Annotated in this window: 14 protein-coding genes; 4 read left to right on the top strand and 10 right to left on the bottom strand. The window is 65.6% G+C overall.

Features of this window, described 5'->3' with window-relative positions; translation table 11 throughout:
* Positions 1-4 precede the first annotated feature (4 nt).
* Positions 5-676, top strand: coding sequence for a ribosome hibernation-promoting factor, HPF/YfiA family (gene hpf / locus ACFVUS_RS34870; RefSeq protein ID WP_387778490.1), 672 nt, complete (start codon positions 5-7; stop codon positions 674-676).
* An 84-nt stretch (positions 677-760) separates the two neighbouring features.
* Positions 761-2,053, top strand: coding sequence for an acetyl-CoA C-acyltransferase (locus ACFVUS_RS34875; protein WP_387776564.1), 1,293 nt, complete (start codon positions 761-763; stop codon positions 2,051-2,053).
* A 133-nt stretch (positions 2,054-2,186) separates the two neighbouring features.
* On the opposite strand, the gene bluB is transcribed toward ACFVUS_RS34875, so the two are convergent.
* The 6 genes from bluB to ACFVUS_RS34905 all read right to left on the bottom strand — a co-directional run bounded on the left by bluB (position 2,187) and on the right by ACFVUS_RS34905 (position 9,234).
* A complete protein-coding gene (gene bluB, locus ACFVUS_RS34880) occupies positions 2,187-2,858 on the bottom strand; it encodes a 5,6-dimethylbenzimidazole synthase (RefSeq protein WP_364639591.1) in 672 nt (223 codons plus the stop codon).
* A 106-nt stretch (positions 2,859-2,964) separates the two neighbouring features.
* Positions 2,965-4,215, bottom strand: coding sequence for a fatty acid desaturase family protein (locus tag ACFVUS_RS34885; RefSeq protein WP_387776568.1), 1,251 nt, complete (start codon positions 4,213-4,215; stop codon positions 2,965-2,967).
* Between the two features lie 95 nt (positions 4,216-4,310).
* On the bottom strand, positions 4,311-5,729 hold the full coding sequence (locus ACFVUS_RS34890) for a fatty acid desaturase family protein (RefSeq protein WP_387776571.1): 1,419 nt from the start codon (positions 5,727-5,729) through the stop codon (positions 4,311-4,313).
* Positions 5,730-5,862: 133 nt separating this feature from the next.
* On the bottom strand, positions 5,863-7,023 hold the full coding sequence (locus ACFVUS_RS34895) for a ferredoxin reductase (RefSeq protein ID WP_387776574.1): 1,161 nt from the start codon (positions 7,021-7,023) through the stop codon (positions 5,863-5,865).
* A gap of 230 nt (positions 7,024-7,253) precedes the next feature.
* Positions 7,254-7,766: a DUF6912 family protein gene (locus ACFVUS_RS34900; protein ID WP_387778493.1), complete on the bottom strand. Its 513-nt coding sequence runs from the start codon at positions 7,764-7,766 to the stop codon at positions 7,254-7,256.
* 52 nt (positions 7,767-7,818) lie between these two features.
* Positions 7,819-9,234, bottom strand: a complete 1,416-nt coding sequence (locus ACFVUS_RS34905) for a wax ester/triacylglycerol synthase family O-acyltransferase (RefSeq protein WP_387776577.1) — start codon at positions 9,232-9,234, stop codon at positions 7,819-7,821.
* 419 nt (positions 9,235-9,653) lie between these two features.
* On the opposite strand from ACFVUS_RS34905, the gene secA reads away from it, so the two are divergent.
* Positions 9,654-12,482, top strand: a complete 2,829-nt coding sequence (gene secA / locus ACFVUS_RS34910; RefSeq protein ID WP_387776580.1) for a preprotein translocase subunit SecA — start codon at positions 9,654-9,656, stop codon at positions 12,480-12,482.
* A gap of 170 nt (positions 12,483-12,652) precedes the next feature.
* Complete coding sequence (locus tag ACFVUS_RS34915; protein WP_387776583.1) at positions 12,653-12,931, top strand: hypothetical protein; 279 nt, start codon at positions 12,653-12,655, stop codon at positions 12,929-12,931.
* A gap of 45 nt (positions 12,932-12,976) precedes the next feature.
* On the opposite strand, the gene ACFVUS_RS34920 is transcribed toward ACFVUS_RS34915, so the two are convergent.
* The 4 genes from ACFVUS_RS34920 to ACFVUS_RS34935 all read right to left on the bottom strand — a co-directional run bounded on the left by ACFVUS_RS34920 (position 12,977) and on the right by ACFVUS_RS34935 (position 14,918).
* The gene (locus ACFVUS_RS34920) at positions 12,977-13,294 is read right to left on the bottom strand and encodes a hypothetical protein (RefSeq protein WP_364639573.1); all 318 of its coding nucleotides are present in this window, start codon (positions 13,292-13,294) and stop codon (positions 12,977-12,979) included.
* Between the two features lie 80 nt (positions 13,295-13,374).
* Positions 13,375-13,908 (bottom strand): nitroreductase family deazaflavin-dependent oxidoreductase, encoded by a 534-nt coding sequence (locus tag ACFVUS_RS34925; protein ID WP_387776586.1) that lies wholly within the window; start codon positions 13,906-13,908, stop codon positions 13,375-13,377.
* Positions 13,909-14,035: 127 nt separating this feature from the next.
* Entirely contained in the window at positions 14,036-14,221 is a 186-nt protein-coding gene (locus ACFVUS_RS34930) for a hypothetical protein (RefSeq protein WP_387776589.1), read from the bottom strand.
* A 202-nt stretch (positions 14,222-14,423) separates the two neighbouring features.
* Positions 14,424-14,918, bottom strand: coding sequence for a hypothetical protein (locus tag ACFVUS_RS34935; RefSeq protein ID WP_387776592.1), 495 nt, complete (start codon positions 14,916-14,918; stop codon positions 14,424-14,426).
* Between the last annotated feature and the right edge of the window lie 361 nt (positions 14,919-15,279).

Consider the following 15,279-nt stretch of genomic DNA (forward strand, 5'->3'; position numbering starts at 1 on the left):
TGCGCTGCTGGACGATTTCATTCCAGACGACCAGTCCACCGGGGGCACCCAGGCGGAAATCGTCGTCAAGGGACGCACGCTCGGCGAGGGCGGCGTACCCGAACATTTCCGAATCCACGTCGCGGACAAGCTCTCTCGGCTCGAACGCTTCGATCCCACCATCTACCTGTTCGATGTGGAGCTCACTCACGAGCGCAACCGTCGTCAGCGCAAGAATTGCCAGCGAATAGAGATCACCGCCCGCGGCAAGGGGCCCGTCGTCCGGGCCGAGGCCTGCGCGGACAGCTTCTACGCCGCCCTGGAACTGGCGGTCGAGCGGCTGGAGGGCCGACTCCGTCGGCTCAAGGACCGTCGTCGCGTACATCATGGGGACAAGACACCGATCTCGGTGTCACAGGCGACGGCCGGATTGATCGACGAATCGCTGTTCATGTCACCGAACGGGTCGTCCGGCGCACATGATCACGCGGCCGAGGAACTGGACGGCGAAGCCGGTCCGGGACACGTCGTCCGCACCAAGACCCATCCCGCCATCCCCATGACGGTTGACGATGCCCTCTACCAGATGGAGCTCGTCGGCCACGATTTCTTCCTGTTCCAGGACAAGGAGACCGACCGGCCGTCGGTTGTGTACCGCCGCCACGCCTTCGACTACGGGATTATCCGTCTCGCATAGCGGCAGGTGAACTCTGGTTCGACCGGGGCTTCACCCAAGCCCCGGTCCCTTGCTGTTACAACTCGTATCAGATACAACTGATTCGTGACCAACAAGGGCGCTCGTCGCGCAGTAATCGTGTCCGGTGCGCGGACCCCGTTCGTACGGGCGTTCAGCGACTACACCCGGATGGACTCCATCGACCTCGCGGATATCGCCGTGCGCGGACTCCTCGAACGGACCGGGCTGTCGAAGGAACTCGTCCAGGCGATCGTGTGGGGCGGGGTGATCCTGCCCAGTGCCGCACCGAATATCGCGCGGGAGATCGCACTGGATCTGCAATTGGATCCGGGGTGCGAGGGATACACCGTCACGCGCGCGTGCGCATCGGGGTTGCAGGCCGTCACCTCGGCGGCCGCGGCCATCGAACGCGGCGAGTACGACATCATGATCGCCGGTGGCAGTGACTCGACCAGCAATGCCGAGGTGAAGCTGCCGCAGAAGGTCGTGCACGCCGCCGCGCCGCTCGCGCTGGGCAAGCCCAAGGCCAAGGACTACCTCACGGCCGCAGCACAATTGGCGCCGTTCATCGACCTGGTGCCGCGCCGGCCCAAGATCGAAGAGCGCACCACCGGCGAGGTCATGGGTGAGAGCGCCGAGAAAATGGCTCGCATCCACGGCATTTCGCGCGCCGCGCAGGACGAGTTCGCCGCGCGCTCACATCACCGTGCCGCCGCCGCCATCGAATCCGGGCGATTCGACAGCGAAGTCCTGTCGGTCACCACACCCGAGGGCAAGACCATCACCCGCGACGGACTGGTCCGGCCGGGCACCAGCGTGGAGAAACTGTCCACGCTCGCACCGGTATTCGCCAAGGGCGGCACCGTCACCGCGGGCAATGCCAGCCCGCTCACCGACGGCGCGTCCGCGGTGCTGCTCATGAGCGAGGAGAAGGCCCGCGCCCTGGGCTTCGAACCCCTGGCCGCCTTCCGCTCCTGGAGCTACGTCTCGGTCGACCCGCGCGACCAGGTCCTGATCGGCCCCGCCATCTCCATGCCCCGCGCCCTCGACAAGGCCGGATTGTCCCTGGCGGACATCGATTTCGTGGATATCCACGAAGCCTTCGCGGCCCAGACCCTGTCCGTCGTCTCGGCCCTGGCCAGCACCGACTGGGCCAAACAGCGCCTCGACCGCGACACCGCCGTCGGCGAGATCGATCCGGCCACCCTGAATATCCACGGCGGCTCGGTCTCCCTCGGCCACCCCTTCGGCGCCACCGGAGCCCGCATGGTCACCACCATGGCCAACGAACTCGCTCGCTCCGGCAAGTCCACCGCCCTCCTCGGCATCTGCGCCGCGGGCGGCATCGGCGCATCGGCAATCCTCGAACGCGTCTGACCCACCTCCCCCCGTCATCCCGGCATGCTTGTGGCCGGGATCCACCGTCGGCCGCATATGCGTTGATAAGCGTGGATCCCGGCCAAAAACGCGCCGGGATGACGGGTGTCGTTATCCCGGATGACGGGGATCGCTAGTCGGCACCCTGGCCCGGGGTGAAACGCTCCCAGTGGATGGCGGATTCGAGGGGGCGGCGGGTGCGCCAGCCGAAGCGCTCGAGGTCGGGGATCTGCTGGAATTCGGTGACCGGGCCGACGCAGAGCCAGGCGACCGGTTTGATGTGGTCGGGGAGGTCGAGGAGATCGGCCAGGACCGGGGTGTCGTAGAAGCTGACCCAGCCGACGCCGATGCCCTCGGCGGTGGCCGCGAGCCACAGGTTCTGGATGGCGAGGATGGTCGAGTAGATCCCGGTTTCGGGGACCGTGGCGCGGCCGAGGATATGCGTGCCGCCGCGAGCCTGATTGTGGGTCACCACGATTCCGGTGCCGGATTCGGTAATGCCCTCGATCTTGATCGGGTTGAACGTCTCCGAGCGATCGGCGGGCAGCGCGTCGTTGAATTCGCGGCGCTTATCGGCGACGTGATCGGCGAACTTCGACAGCATCGCCCGATCCCGGATCACGATGAAATCCCAGGGCATGGAGTTGCCGACACTGGGGGCGCGATGCGCCGCTTCGAGAATCCGCAACAGCGTGGGGTCGTCCACGACTTCGCCGGTGAACTCCGCGCGGACATCGCGGCGCAGGCGGATGGCGTCGTAGACGCTGAGACATTCTTCGGGGGCTATCGGACCTTCGGCACACACGCCGACCAGTGAACCAGGCACTCATAGCGCCCTTCCTGGCAGCCTCGCGATAAACGAATGCGGCCCGCACCAGGAAGGTGCGGGCCGCATTCGGCGGGTATTCGGGTCAGCCGACGAGGGCGGGCTCGCGGCGGGTGAGGCGCTTGCGGCCCTGGGCCAGGGCGGTGCGCAGGCCGGAGCGACGGCCGGTGCTGGGGTCGACGGTGGCGACACCGCCGAAGGCCTTCTCCGACTTGGTTTCCGGGGCGTCATCGGCACTGCGGAACAGGTACTTGTTCGGCAGCGACAGCTTCATGATGGTGCGCCAGGACTTGAAGTACTGCACCGGCAGCGAGCCGGTGGTGTACGGCAGGTCGTACTTGTCGCACATGGCGCGCACCCGCACCGCGATATCGGCCAGCCGGTTGGACGGCAGATCCGGGAACAGGTGGTGCTCGATCTGGTGGCTCAGGTTGCCGGACATGAAGTGCAGCAGCTTGCCGCCGGAGATGTTCGCGCTGCCCAGCATCTGGCGCAGGTACCACTCGCCCTGGGTCTCGTTCAGCACATCGTGCTTGGTGAACTTCTCCGCACCGTCCGGGAAGTGCCCGCAGAAGATGATGGCGTTGGTCCACACATTGCGCATGACGTTCGCGGCCAGGTTCGCGGTCAGCGTGCCGAAGAACGCGGGACCGGTGAGCAGCGGGAACAGCAGGTAATCCTTGCCCGCCTGCTTGCCGATCTTCTTGAGCACCAGAGCGCGGTCGGCCTCGAACTGCTTCCATTCGGGGCTGTCCTTGGCCCACTTCTTCTTGGCGACCTTGCCGAGCTCCAAATGCTGGATGGCGACGCCGTATTCGAAGAAACTCTGCAGCAGCAGGTTGTAAATGGGCTGGCCCAGGTAGAACGGGCTCCACCGCTGATCGCGGGTTACGCGCAGCAGGCCGTAGCCGATATCGTCGTCCATGCCGAGCACATTGGTGTACTTGTGGTGCAGGAAGTTATGCGTGATCTTCCAGTGCTCGGACGGCCCGGCGTTATCCCATTCCCACGAGGTGGAGTGGATTTCCGGATCGTTCATCCAATCCCACTGGCCGTGCATGACGTTATGGCCGATCTCCATATTCTCGATGATCTTGGCCGTGCCGAGCAGTGCCGTACCCGCGATCCAGGCGGGCGGGAAGAGACTGAAGAAAAGTGCTCCGCGCCCACTGATTTCGAGGGCGCGCTGGAGACGAATAACGCGGCGGATGTAACGCGCATCGCTTTCGCCCCGGGAGGATTCGATTTCGCGGCGGATGGCGTCGAGCTCCGCGCCGATAGCTTCGACATCCTCCGGGGTGAGGTGTGCGTATTCCTTGACATCCGAGATCGCCATGCAACCTACAGTACCGTAGGTTACGGCTCCGTAGGTTGCGAGCGAGTGAATCCGTAACGTGTCGAACGCCGCATTGCGTTCGATATCGTAACCTGCTAGCGCGAACGGCGCAGCATTTGCTTCAGCGAGCGCCGGCGCCCGGCCTTCTCGGTCAGCAAAGCCTTTTCGTGCCTTGCCTTTTCCTGCAACGCGACCTTCGCCTCGCGCAGTACTTCCTTCTCGTGCTGAGCCTTTTCCTTGAGTACGGTCTTGGCCTCCTGCATGGCCGAACGCAGCCCGCGCCGCTCACCCGTCACGGGGTCCACACCAGCCCAATTGTGCTCGGCCAGCCACTCCTGACCGTCCTGCAACGACGGCATACTGGGCAATGCGGGCAGCGTGATACCGGCGAATTTGCGCTCCGAGGAAGTCTCCGGCGCATCGTCGGAAGTCCGCTTCAACCACTGATCCGGCAGCGCCAGTTTGTGAATCGTCCGGAATGCCAGCAGGTATTGCTTACCGATCGAACCGGTGGTGTACGGCAGGTCGTACTTGTCGCACAGTTCCTTCACCTTCACCGATACCTCGGCATACCGATTGCTCGGAATGTCCGGGAACAGATGATGTTCGATCTGGAAGCTGAGATTGCCGCTCATCAGCGCCATCGCCGGGCCCGCCTCGAAATTGGCGCTGCCCAGCATCTGCCGCAGATACCATTCGCCCTGCGTCTCGTTCTCGAACTGCTCCTCGGTGAACTTCTCCGCGCCGTCCGGGAAATGCCCGCAGAAGATGACCGCGTACGCCCACAGATTGCGCACCAGGTTCGCGGTGGCATTCGCCTTCAGCGTCGACTTCCACGCCGGACCGGTCAGCGCCGGATAGATCACGAAATCCTTGACGACCTGCTTGCCCGCTTTGCGCCAGAACTCCTTGTTCGGCTCGGAGAACCAGTCCTTGGGATCCACGCCCTGCTGCTCTTTGACAGCCGAAAGATCGTGCAGCGCAATGCCCCACTCGAACAGCGCGGCCAGCACCAGATTCGCCACCGGCTGCGCCAGGTTGATCGGCTTCCATTCCTCATCGCGCGTCATGCGCAGAATGCCGAAGCCCAGATCCTCATCCATATCGAGGATGTTCGTATAGGTGTGGTGCGAGTAGTTGTGCGCGGTCTTCCACTGCGCCGAGGTACCCGTCATATCCCACTCCCATGTGGTGGAGTGGATCTCCGGGTCGTTCATCCAATCCCATTGCCCGTGGCTGATGTTGTGCCCGAGCTCCATGTTCTCGATGATCTTGGCGACCGACAGCAGCGCGGTACCGCCCAGCCAGGCCCACCTGTTCCGGCTCGCGAACAGGGTGGCGCGCCCGGCGGCCTCCAGCACGCGCTGGGCGCGAATGACGCGGCGAATGTACTTCGCGTCCTTCTCGCCGAGCGAGAGCTCGACATTTCTGCGAATGGTGTCGAGCTCTTGACCCAGAGTCTCGATATCCGCCTCGGTGAGGTGGGCGAACGTCTTGATGTCGGTGATGGCCACCGGCGATCCTTCCGTGGTTGAACTGCCTCACGCCCTTGGGGCGGATTCGCGGCCCCGAGCGGGGCCGCGGTCAGGCTCGACTGCTATCGAGGGTAGCCGCTATTCGGAATGGTGGTGCCGCACGGTGTGTGCTTTATACGTCAAGAGTGCAGTCGCCCGCGGCGGCGGAGATACAGGTCTGCACTTTGTCCCCGGCACGACGCTCATTGCCGTTGCGCAGATCTCGCACATGGCCGTCGGTGATGGTCACCACACAGGTCTGGCAGATGCCCATGCGGCAGCCGAACGGCATCTGCACGCCCGCCTCCTCACCGGCCTGCAAGAGCGTGGTGGCGCCGTCGATTTCGACGCTGCGGCCCGCGCGCGCGAAGGTGACAGTGCCGCCCTCGCCGGTGGCCGAACGCTCGATCTCGAACCGCTCCACATGCAGCTGATCCGCGATATCGGCTTCGGCCCAATGCTTTTCGATCTCGTCGAGCATGCCGATCGGTCCGCACGCCCAGGTGTCGCGCTCGCGCCAATCGGGCACGAGCTCATCGAGCGAGGCCAGCGCGAACTTGCCGTTCTCGCCGGTGTAGTGCAGGTTCGCGGTGAAACTCGGGTGCTTGTCGTGCAATTCGCGCAGATCGTCACCGAACATGACGTCCTCGGGGGTGCGCGCGGAGTGCACATGCACCACATCCGGCACCACACCGCGGCGATCCATGGTGCGCAGCATGGCCATCACCGGGGTGATGCCGGAGCCCGCGGTGAGGAACAGCACCTTGCGCGGCGGCGGCTCGGGCAGCACGAACCCGCCCTGCGGCGCGGCCAGCCGCACCACACTGCCGACCGCCACACCGTTGACCAGGTGGCTGGACAGGAAGCCCTCCGGCATCGCCTTCACGGCGATCGAGATGAGCCGCTTGGCCTTGTGTTCGGGATCGGTCCAATCCGGCGGGCAGGTCAGCGAATACGAACGCCAATGCCAGCGCCCCTGCACCAGCACGCCGATGCCGATGTACTGGCCCGGCGAGAACTTGAAATCGAAACCCCAGCCCGGCTTGATCACGAGGGTGACCGAATCCGCGGTCTCCTTGCGCACCTCCACGATGCGCCCGCGCAACTCACGCGCCGACCACAGCGGATTCACCAGATGCAGATAATCGTCGGGCAGCAGGGGAGTGGTGACTCGTGCCGCCGCACCGCGCAGCGTGTTCAGCTTGGTGCGTCCCGCGGTCGCGCCCTCGGCGACCGGCGCCTCCAGCCATTCCCGGAGTCCCCGCACGGAGAATCCGCCACTCTTCGATGCCATTTTTCCGGACGTTCCTGTCGTCGTGCGCTGTAGCGCAGTGTCGTCAACCGCGGCCCGTGACGGGCCGCCCGCTCCGCGGCACAGCTGCGTCGCTGCTCGCGGTGCTCAGGTGCCGCCCGGCGAATGCCCTGTGCGGGGCATACCGGGTGCTTACGCACGCTGTCACAGCAAGGTTACGGCATCGTAGGTTACGGTGCCGGTGCCGCCGACGAAAGAGGTCCGGGGGTGGGCTAGAGCAGTTCCAGCAGGAACGGCAGTTCCTGTGCCGCGTACCAAGCCAATTGGTGATCCTCGGCGTCCCCGAGCACGAATTCGGCATCGGTGTCACCCATATCGGCGGCATCGATCACATCCACGGCCTTGGCCACCTCGGGCTCGGCCTCGACGAGATCGACATGCACCGACGCGATGCGGTCGTAGGGGATGGCTGCGGCGAGACGAACCACCGCGTCATCCAGATCCGGTCGCAGCGTCGCACCGTCGACATCGGCCGCGATCACCGCGCGCCGGAAGATCGGCCCGCGCGCGGGGGACGCGTCGTCGTCGGACTCGGAGTCCTTGTCCTCCAGCGCGGAATCCTCGGCCAGCAGCCGCAGCGACGCCCGCGCCGCCTCGGACATGGCGACCTCGGCGAGCTCATCGTCGTCCCCGGACGCGTACGCCTCGCGCAGGGCGGGCGTGACCGCGAACGCGGTGTCGTTGATTGCCCGGATCTCCCGGTCGGCGACCAGTTCCCGCAGCATCGGCACGGTGGCCGGGACGTACACGCGTAGCTTCTTCGCCACGCCGGACGACTCACTGGACGCAGGCACCGAGCATCTCCTCCATCGACTCGTGCACCGAAGCGGTCAATACCGCGATATCGGCCATCGCGTCGCGGTCGGCGGTGAGCCCGTAGCAGACCCGCCCGTCATAGGAGGTGAGTCCGATACTCAATGCCTGATTGCGCAGCAATGGCGACACCGGATACATCTCCAGCATCCGCGCGCCGCCGATATACATCGGCTGCTGCGGACCCGGCGCATTGGTGATCACCAGATTGAACGTGTGCTCGGCAAAGGTACTCGCAGACCGCACACTCATCGCATGCAGGCTCGCCGGAGCGAATCCGGCCATATGTACCAGGGTCCGCGCCTGCACCCCCTGTTGATGCCGGGCGTGCGCCTCGGTGGCGTGCTTGATATGCGACATCCGAATCACCGGATTCGGTTCGCCCACCGGCAGATCCAGCAGTAGCGAGGTGACCTCGCCCGCCGGTTTCAGCTCCGCGCCGTCCGCGTAGACGGACATCGGTACGACCGCGCGCAGGGCGTCGGCCTCGGTGAGCACCTGCCCGCGCGAGAGCAGCCAATTGCGCAGCGCACCCGTGACCACGGCCAGAATCACATCGTTGATCGAACAGTCGAATCGCTTGCGGATCTTGCGGTAATCCTCGAGATCGGTGCGCACCACCTCGAATCGGCGACTGCGCGAGGTGCGCGTATTGAGCGGACTGTCGGGTGCGCCGAGCGCGGCCGCGCGCAGCATGGACACCATCTTCTGCACGGCCTTGCCGGTGGCGTCGACCACCGCGAACGCCTCCGCGCCGTGATGCCGCATGACCTCGAGGGCCTCGCGCGGCTGAGTTGCCAGATGCAGCACCGCCCCGACCAGCAACTCCAGATCGGCGGGTTCGCGATGCGCGATCCAGGCGTCGTCGGCGACCTCGCGGGGTGCGGCCGAGGTGTCCAGGATCACATGCCCGATCTCCAGTGCGGTATCGCCGTCCACCAGCGCCGAGTGCGTTTTGGTGAACACCGCCGACCGTCCGTCCGAGAGGCCCTCGACGAGGTACATCTCCCAGAGCGGCCGGGCGCTGTCCAGCGGCCGCGATGCCAGCCGCGCGACCAGGTCGAGCAGTTGCTCATCGGTGCCCGGTTCGGGCAGCGCGGACCTGCGAATGTGATAGGTGACGTCGAAATGCGCGTCGTCCACCCAGATCGGGCGGCCCAGTGCGAACGGGATCTCGCGCACCTTGCGCCGGTACAGCGGCACCAGCGGCAACCGCGATTCCACCAGCGCGACGAGGCTGTCGTAATCCAGCGGCGCGTGCCCGGAATTCCCGGCGGGCGCGCTATTGCGCAGGATGGCGAGCGAGCCGATATGCATGGGATTGCTGCTCGATTCGAGCCGGTAGAACGACGCGTCCTGCGGCGTCAGTCTGGTGATCACGCTGCCCGCTACTCCCTAATCCCTGCCGTGCGCCCGCCTGGCATCCCCCCCGCAAGGCGTCGGCGGCGCGCGCCGGTTCTGGTGGCAAGCTATCGCAATCCGATCACCTGGGGGAACGGTCCGGGCGCCACTGCCCGCAATTTCACGTCGTAGCCGACGCCCCCGGTTCGCGCCTCCGCGCGCCGAACCTTGGTACATCCTACGTCAGCGGACTTGAAACAGCCTCGGACACAAAGTCATTCGCTCAACTGTCGCTACGTGCGGTTTCGGGCTCGCAGCAACCGGCCGTCCCGTCGCTCGTGCACTTCAGCGCCTATGCTGGGCTGCGGATTACCATGGCAGTGATTGCGCGCTCGCGCGCACGCTCCCTGCCTTGGTGGGGGCTACCGAATACACCGACCAGAGGACTGACAAGACCCGTGCCTGCGCTGACGCTTTCGAGGTTGCTACGGATTGGTGAAGGTCGCACGGTCAAGCGGCTTGCGAACCTGGCGGATGAAGTAATCGCCCTGGACGAGGAGTTCTCGGCGCTGTCCGACTCCGAGTTGCAAGCCAAGACCGAGGAGTTCAAGGAGCGCTATGCCGAGGGTGAATCCCTCGACGAGCTGCTCCTCGAGGCCTTCGCGACCGCCCGGGAGGCGTCCTGGCGGGTGCTCAATCAGAAGCATTACAAGGTGCAGATCATGGGCGGTGCCGCCCTGCACATCGGCAATGTGTCCGAGATGAAGACCGGTGAGGGCAAGACCCTGACCTGTGTGCTGCCCGCCTACCTGAACGCCATCAGCGGCGACGGCGTGCACGTGGTCACCGTCAACGACTACCTCGCCAAGCGCGATGCCGAGTGGATGGGCCGCGTGCACCGGTTCCTCGGTTTCGACGTGGGCGTGATCCTCGGCGGTATGACCCCGGCCGAGCGCCGCGTGGCCTACAACGCCGATATCACCTACGGCACGAACAACGAGTTCGGCTTCGATTACCTGCGCGACAATATGACCCACTCGCTGGACGATCTGGTGCAGCGCGGGCATAACTTCGCCGTGGTCGACGAGGTCGACTCGATCCTCATCGACGAGGCCCGTACCCCGCTGATCATCTCGGGTCCGGCCGATGCCTCCTCGAAGTGGTACGCGGAGTTCGCGCGCATCTCGCCGCTGCTGAAGAAGGACCTGCACTACGAGGTCGACATCAAGAAGCGCACCATCGGCGTGCACGAGGCGGGCGTCGAATTCGTCGAGGATCAGCTCGGCATCGACAACCTGTACGAGGCCGCGAACTCCCCGCTGGTCAGCTACCTGAACAACGCCATCAAGGCGAAGGAGCTGTACACCCGCGACAAGGATTACATCGTCCGCGACGGCGAGGTCATCATCGTCGACGAGTTCACCGGCCGAATCCTGGTGGGCCGCCGCTACAACGAGGGCATGCATCAGGCGATCGAGGCCAAGGAAGCGGTCGAGATCCAGCCGGAGAACCAGACCCTGGCGACGATCACGCTGCAGAACTACTTCCGCCTCTACGACAAGCTGTCCGGTATGACCGGTACCGCCGAGACCGAGGCGGCCGAGCTGCACCAGACCTACGGCCTGGGCGTGGTGCCGATCCCGACCAACCGGGAGATGGTCCGCCAGGATCAGTCCGACCTGATCTACAAGACCGAGGAGGCCAAGTACTCCGCGGTCGCCGACGACATCGTCGAGCGGCACGAGAAGAACCAGCCGGTGCTGATCGGCACCACCTCGGTGGAGCGTTCGGAGTACCTGTCCAAGCAGCTCACCAAGCGCGGTGTCCCGCACTCGGTGCTGAACGCGAAGTTCCACGAGCAGGAAGCGCAGATCATCGCCGAGGCCGGTCGGCCCGGCGCGGTCACCGTCGCCACCAATATGGCCGGTCGTGGTACCGATATCGTGCTCGGCGGCAACGCTGACATCATCGCCGACATTCTGCTGCGCAAGCAGGGTCTGGACCCGGTCGAGACCCCGGCCGAGTACGAGGCGGCCTGGCATCCGGCGCTGGAGCGCGTCAAGGAGCAGACCGAGGAGGATGCCGAGACGGTGCGCGAGGCCGGTGGCCTGTACGTGCTCGGCACCGAGCGGCACGAATCGCGTCGTATCGACAATCAGCTGCGCGGTCGTTCCGGCCGTCAGGGCGATCCGGGCGAGTCCCGCTTCTACCTGTCGCTGGGTGACGAGCTCATGCGGCGCTTCAACGGCGCGGCGCTGGAGTCGATCATGACCCGCCTGAACCTGCCGGACGATGTGCCGATCGAGGCCAAGATGGTCTCGCGTGCCATCAAGTCCGCGCAGACCCAGGTCGAGCAGCAGAACTTCGAGATCCGCAAGAACGTTCTGAAGTACGACGAGGTGATGAACCAGCAGCGCACGGTCATCTACGCCGAGCGTGCCCGCATCCTCAATGGTGAGGATATGGAGGGTCAGGTCCAGGAGATGATCACCGATGTGATCACCGCCTACGTCCAGGGCGCCACCGCCGAAGGCTATGTGGAGGATTGGGATCTCGCCAAGCTGTGGACCGCGCTGAAGACGCTGTACCCCATCGGGATCGACTACAAGGATCTCACCGGCGAGACCGCCGACGGCGAGGTCGGCGAGCTGTCCCGCGAGGAACTGCTGGAAGCCGTGCTGGACGATGCGCACGCCTCCTACGAGAACCGCGAGTCCGAGATCGATTCGCTCGCGGGCGAGGGCAGCATGCGCAACCTCGAGCGTCAGATCCTGCTGTCCGTGCTGGACCGCAAGTGGCGTGAGCACCTCTACGAGATGGATTACCTCAAGGAGGGCATCGGCCTGCGCGCCATGGCCCAGCGTGATCCGCTGGTCGAGTACCAGCGCGAGGGCTTCGATATGTTCGCCGCCATGCTGGAGGGTCTGAAGGAGGAGTCGGTCGGCTTCCTGTTCAACCTCCAGGTCGAGGTGCAGCAGCCCCAGCCCACCGGCGTTTCGGTCGGCGCGGGCCTGCAGTCCCCGGTCGGCAACCGCCCGCTGCCCACCCAGGAGCAGCCCGCGGCCGGCAATGGCGCTCCGGCGGCATTGCGCGCCAAGGGAATCGACGAGCCCGCCCCCCGCGCGCTCAGCTACTCGGGTCCGGACGAGGGCGGCCACACCGCCGTGCACAGCGACTCCGAGGAGTACGGCGACGGCAATGCCGAGGGCACCCGCCGCGAGCGCCGCGAGGCCGCCCGCGCCCAGGGCAAGCTCGACAAGGCCCCGAAGTCCAAGCGCCGCCGCTGATTTCGTTGGTTGAATGACGAGCGCCCCGGGTGGAGACACCCGGGGCGCTGTCGTTTCGCGGGTATGGGCGCGATTCAGATTTCCTCGAGGTCAATCTGAAGTGCGTTTGCTTCAAATCTGGATATGCTCCCGGCACTCATTCACGCAAGACCGCTGGAAGGCATGGCCCCATGCATCGTTCACTCCGCGCCACCGTCGCCACCGTTTCGATCACCGCGGCTCTGATCGGGGCCACCGCGACCGCGAGCGCCGAGCCCGCCGCCCCAGCGCCGGTCGTGGCGCAGCAGATCGATGTGACCACCGGGGGCAGCAGCGAGGGTTCCGCCGAACTGGCGCTCAAGGATGTCATCAAGGATCCGACGTGGCTACTGCTGCCGTTCGTTATCGCCTTCTGCGTGATCGGCGGCTCGGTGAGCGGATCGCGAGTCTGCTCCAGTCCCGCGATGTAATTCCGGCGGGGTCCGGTGCTGTTCGGCCGGGTCCCGCACACGGTGTCAGTCCAGGTTCACCGATTCGCCCCAGTGCCGGGGATCCCAATTGATCAGGATCATGCCCGCGACGCTGCCCGTGCAGGGGCCGCAGGCGTTGACCTGAATCATCTTGTCCACGTCGGTATCTCCGCTGAGGACCGCGCGCATGGACAGCCATACCGCGCGTACGTAGAGCGCCGCCGGTCGTCCGCAGCGTACGCATTCGGGCAGGCCCGCGCTGTCGTCATTGCGCCCGATCCGCACCTCCGGGGTTACCGGTGCGCCGGGCCCCAGGTCTTCGTCTAGGAGCGGCGAGTATTCGCCCCGCTCATGGTCTTCCACCCCGGCAATCTAGCGAGTTCGGGCGGCGCGCGCAGCACTTACGCCGACCGTCTGGTCCGCTACTGGCTATCTGCGGGCGGTCACGCTCGGGTGAGTTCGAACATCCGGAACACCCGTGCTCCGGCCAGCCGCTGTTCCATGGCGTAACCGGGCCAGAAGGCGATGGCGCGCGCCCAGGCGCGTTCACGGTCGACACCGTCGAGGGTGCGCACGTTCACCGTGAATCGCTCACCGTCGATATGCAATTCGGCGTGATCGGCCGCGGCCAGATTCGACGACCATGCGGGATGTTTGGGCTTTCCCCAATTGGATCCGATGAGCAGGAAGACTTTTCGATCGATCGGATCCGGAATGTACAGCAGCGACACCGTGCGCGGTTGTCCGGTGCGCCGTCCCGCGACCGTCAATTCGAGTGCGGGCAGTCCGGCCAGATCGAGTACGCCCATCCGCCCCCGGCTGAGTCGCCGGGTGGTGCGCTCCAGCAGGGCGACCGCGGGTGCACTGCGCATCACGATCGGCCTGCGAGCCAGTGCCCGCCCCACCGCCGGAAGCGGATTCCGCGGGCGGCGTACGCGCCGTCCCGCACCTGTACCCTCCTGCTGATCATTCGCCATGCCTATCAAGCCTAGTCCGCCGACGGGGATTCATGGGATGTCAGGTCGTCCGGGTGATCGGAGCGCGGACGGCGAAAAGGCCGTCTCCGTGCCTATTCGGCTGGGAGACGGCCTTTTACGGCGGAGATTACTTCTTCGCGCTGCCGGCGGTGAGACCCTTGAGGATCAGGTTGACCCAGTTGACGACCTGGTCCGCGGAGCCGGTGGTGGCGGCCGGGGGCGGGGTGGTGGTTTCGGCGGCGGCGATACCGGTGGCGCCGAACAGCAGACCGGTGGCGATAGCGGCCACACCCAGCGCGCGCATCTTGCGCATTCTTACTCCTAGAGATTTCGAGCGGATCGGCGGTGTGTCCGCCGACCGCAAATTCCTACCACATTCCTGTGAGTGCAATGTGAAGTCCCTGTGCGGAAAATGAATCGACGGTTAACGTCAACCCTTTTATTCATTGCCATTCAATTATCGCGATACGAAACGTATTCGGCGAATTGCGATCCCGTGCCGAAATGCGTTCACCTCACGCCGGAACATTGTCGGCGCCGGCCAGGATCGAGAGTCGCACCGCGCCGAGCACCACCGTCCGGTGCGGTAGCCGCATGGTGCCCGGCTCCGGCTCGCTGGCCCAGTGCCAGCCCAGGGGCAGATCCGTGGTGGGCAGCATGATGCGGGTGCCGGGTTCGGGCAGTTCGACGGCGTGGGCGTGCAGGCGGCGCAGGAGTTGTTGGGGGAGTGGGTGATACGGCGCGGGTGGTGCGGTCAGCAGGATCCAGCGGCGGCCGCGGGGATCGGCGATTACGGGTGGTCGCGGTAATTGTTCGGCTCGATCCAGTAGTTCGCGGCCGACCCGGAGTCGCTCGAGTACCCTGCGGCCGAGCCCCGCCGGTAGCGTGATCGCCTCCAGCGCCGGGCCGACCGACAGGAACGGCCGGTTGGCGAACATCTCCACCGGTAGCCCGTAGCGCGCCCGCAGCAGGTGGGCCGATTCATGTGGGGAGCAGCAGGATTCGAACATCGGGACCTCCGGGCGGCGAGTGGTGTGCACCCGGCGCCCGGGGCGTCGACGAATCCCGTGGGCTGGCGCGATCGCAGGACGAAGTCTTCGCGCCGGATCCGTACCGCCGGGGCCCGCTGCGGAGGGGGCGGGCCGCTGCCGGACGCCGGGTGCGCAAGACAGTGTGCGCCTCGGAGTTTGCCGAATGGGTGACGGTCCGATGGCGCTCGGATGACCACCTGTAACGCGGATATTTCCGATTGCGGGCGGGCAGCTGTGAGCCTATTCGAAACTGAAACCTGTTGCTATACAGGAAGTTTCATTACCGCCGAGTAGTTTCCGCGTAGATGCGGTGGCGCGCACGACTCAGGCGGTAAGCTGC

The sequence above is a fragment of the Nocardia sp. NPDC058058 genome, assembly GCF_042885355.1.
In the GTDB taxonomy this organism is placed as follows: domain Bacteria; phylum Actinomycetota; class Actinomycetes; order Mycobacteriales; family Mycobacteriaceae; genus Nocardia.

Coding starts and splice junctions, on each gene's coding strand:
- ACFVUS_RS34885 (WP_387776568.1), bottom strand. CDS start 4,215: ATGGCGATCTCGGATGTCAAGGAATACGCACACCTCACCCCGGAGGAT.
- ACFVUS_RS34895 (WP_387776574.1), bottom strand. CDS start 7,023: ATGGCATCGAAGAGTGGCGGATTCTCCGTGCGGGGACTCCGGGAATGG.
- ACFVUS_RS34900 (WP_387778493.1), bottom strand. CDS start 7,766: ATGCTGCGGGAACTGGTCGCCGACCGGGAGATCCGGGCAATCAACGAC.
- ACFVUS_RS34915 (WP_387776583.1), top strand. CDS start 12,653: ATGCATCGTTCACTCCGCGCCACCGTCGCCACCGTTTCGATCACCGCG.
- ACFVUS_RS34925 (WP_387776586.1), bottom strand. CDS start 13,908: ATGGCGAATGATCAGCAGGAGGGTACAGGTGCGGGACGGCGCGTACGC.
- ACFVUS_RS34930 (WP_387776589.1), bottom strand. CDS start 14,221: ATGCGCAAGATGCGCGCGCTGGGTGTGGCCGCTATCGCCACCGGTCTG.
- ACFVUS_RS34935 (WP_387776592.1), bottom strand. CDS start 14,918: ATGTTCGAATCCTGCTGCTCCCCACATGAATCGGCCCACCTGCTGCGG.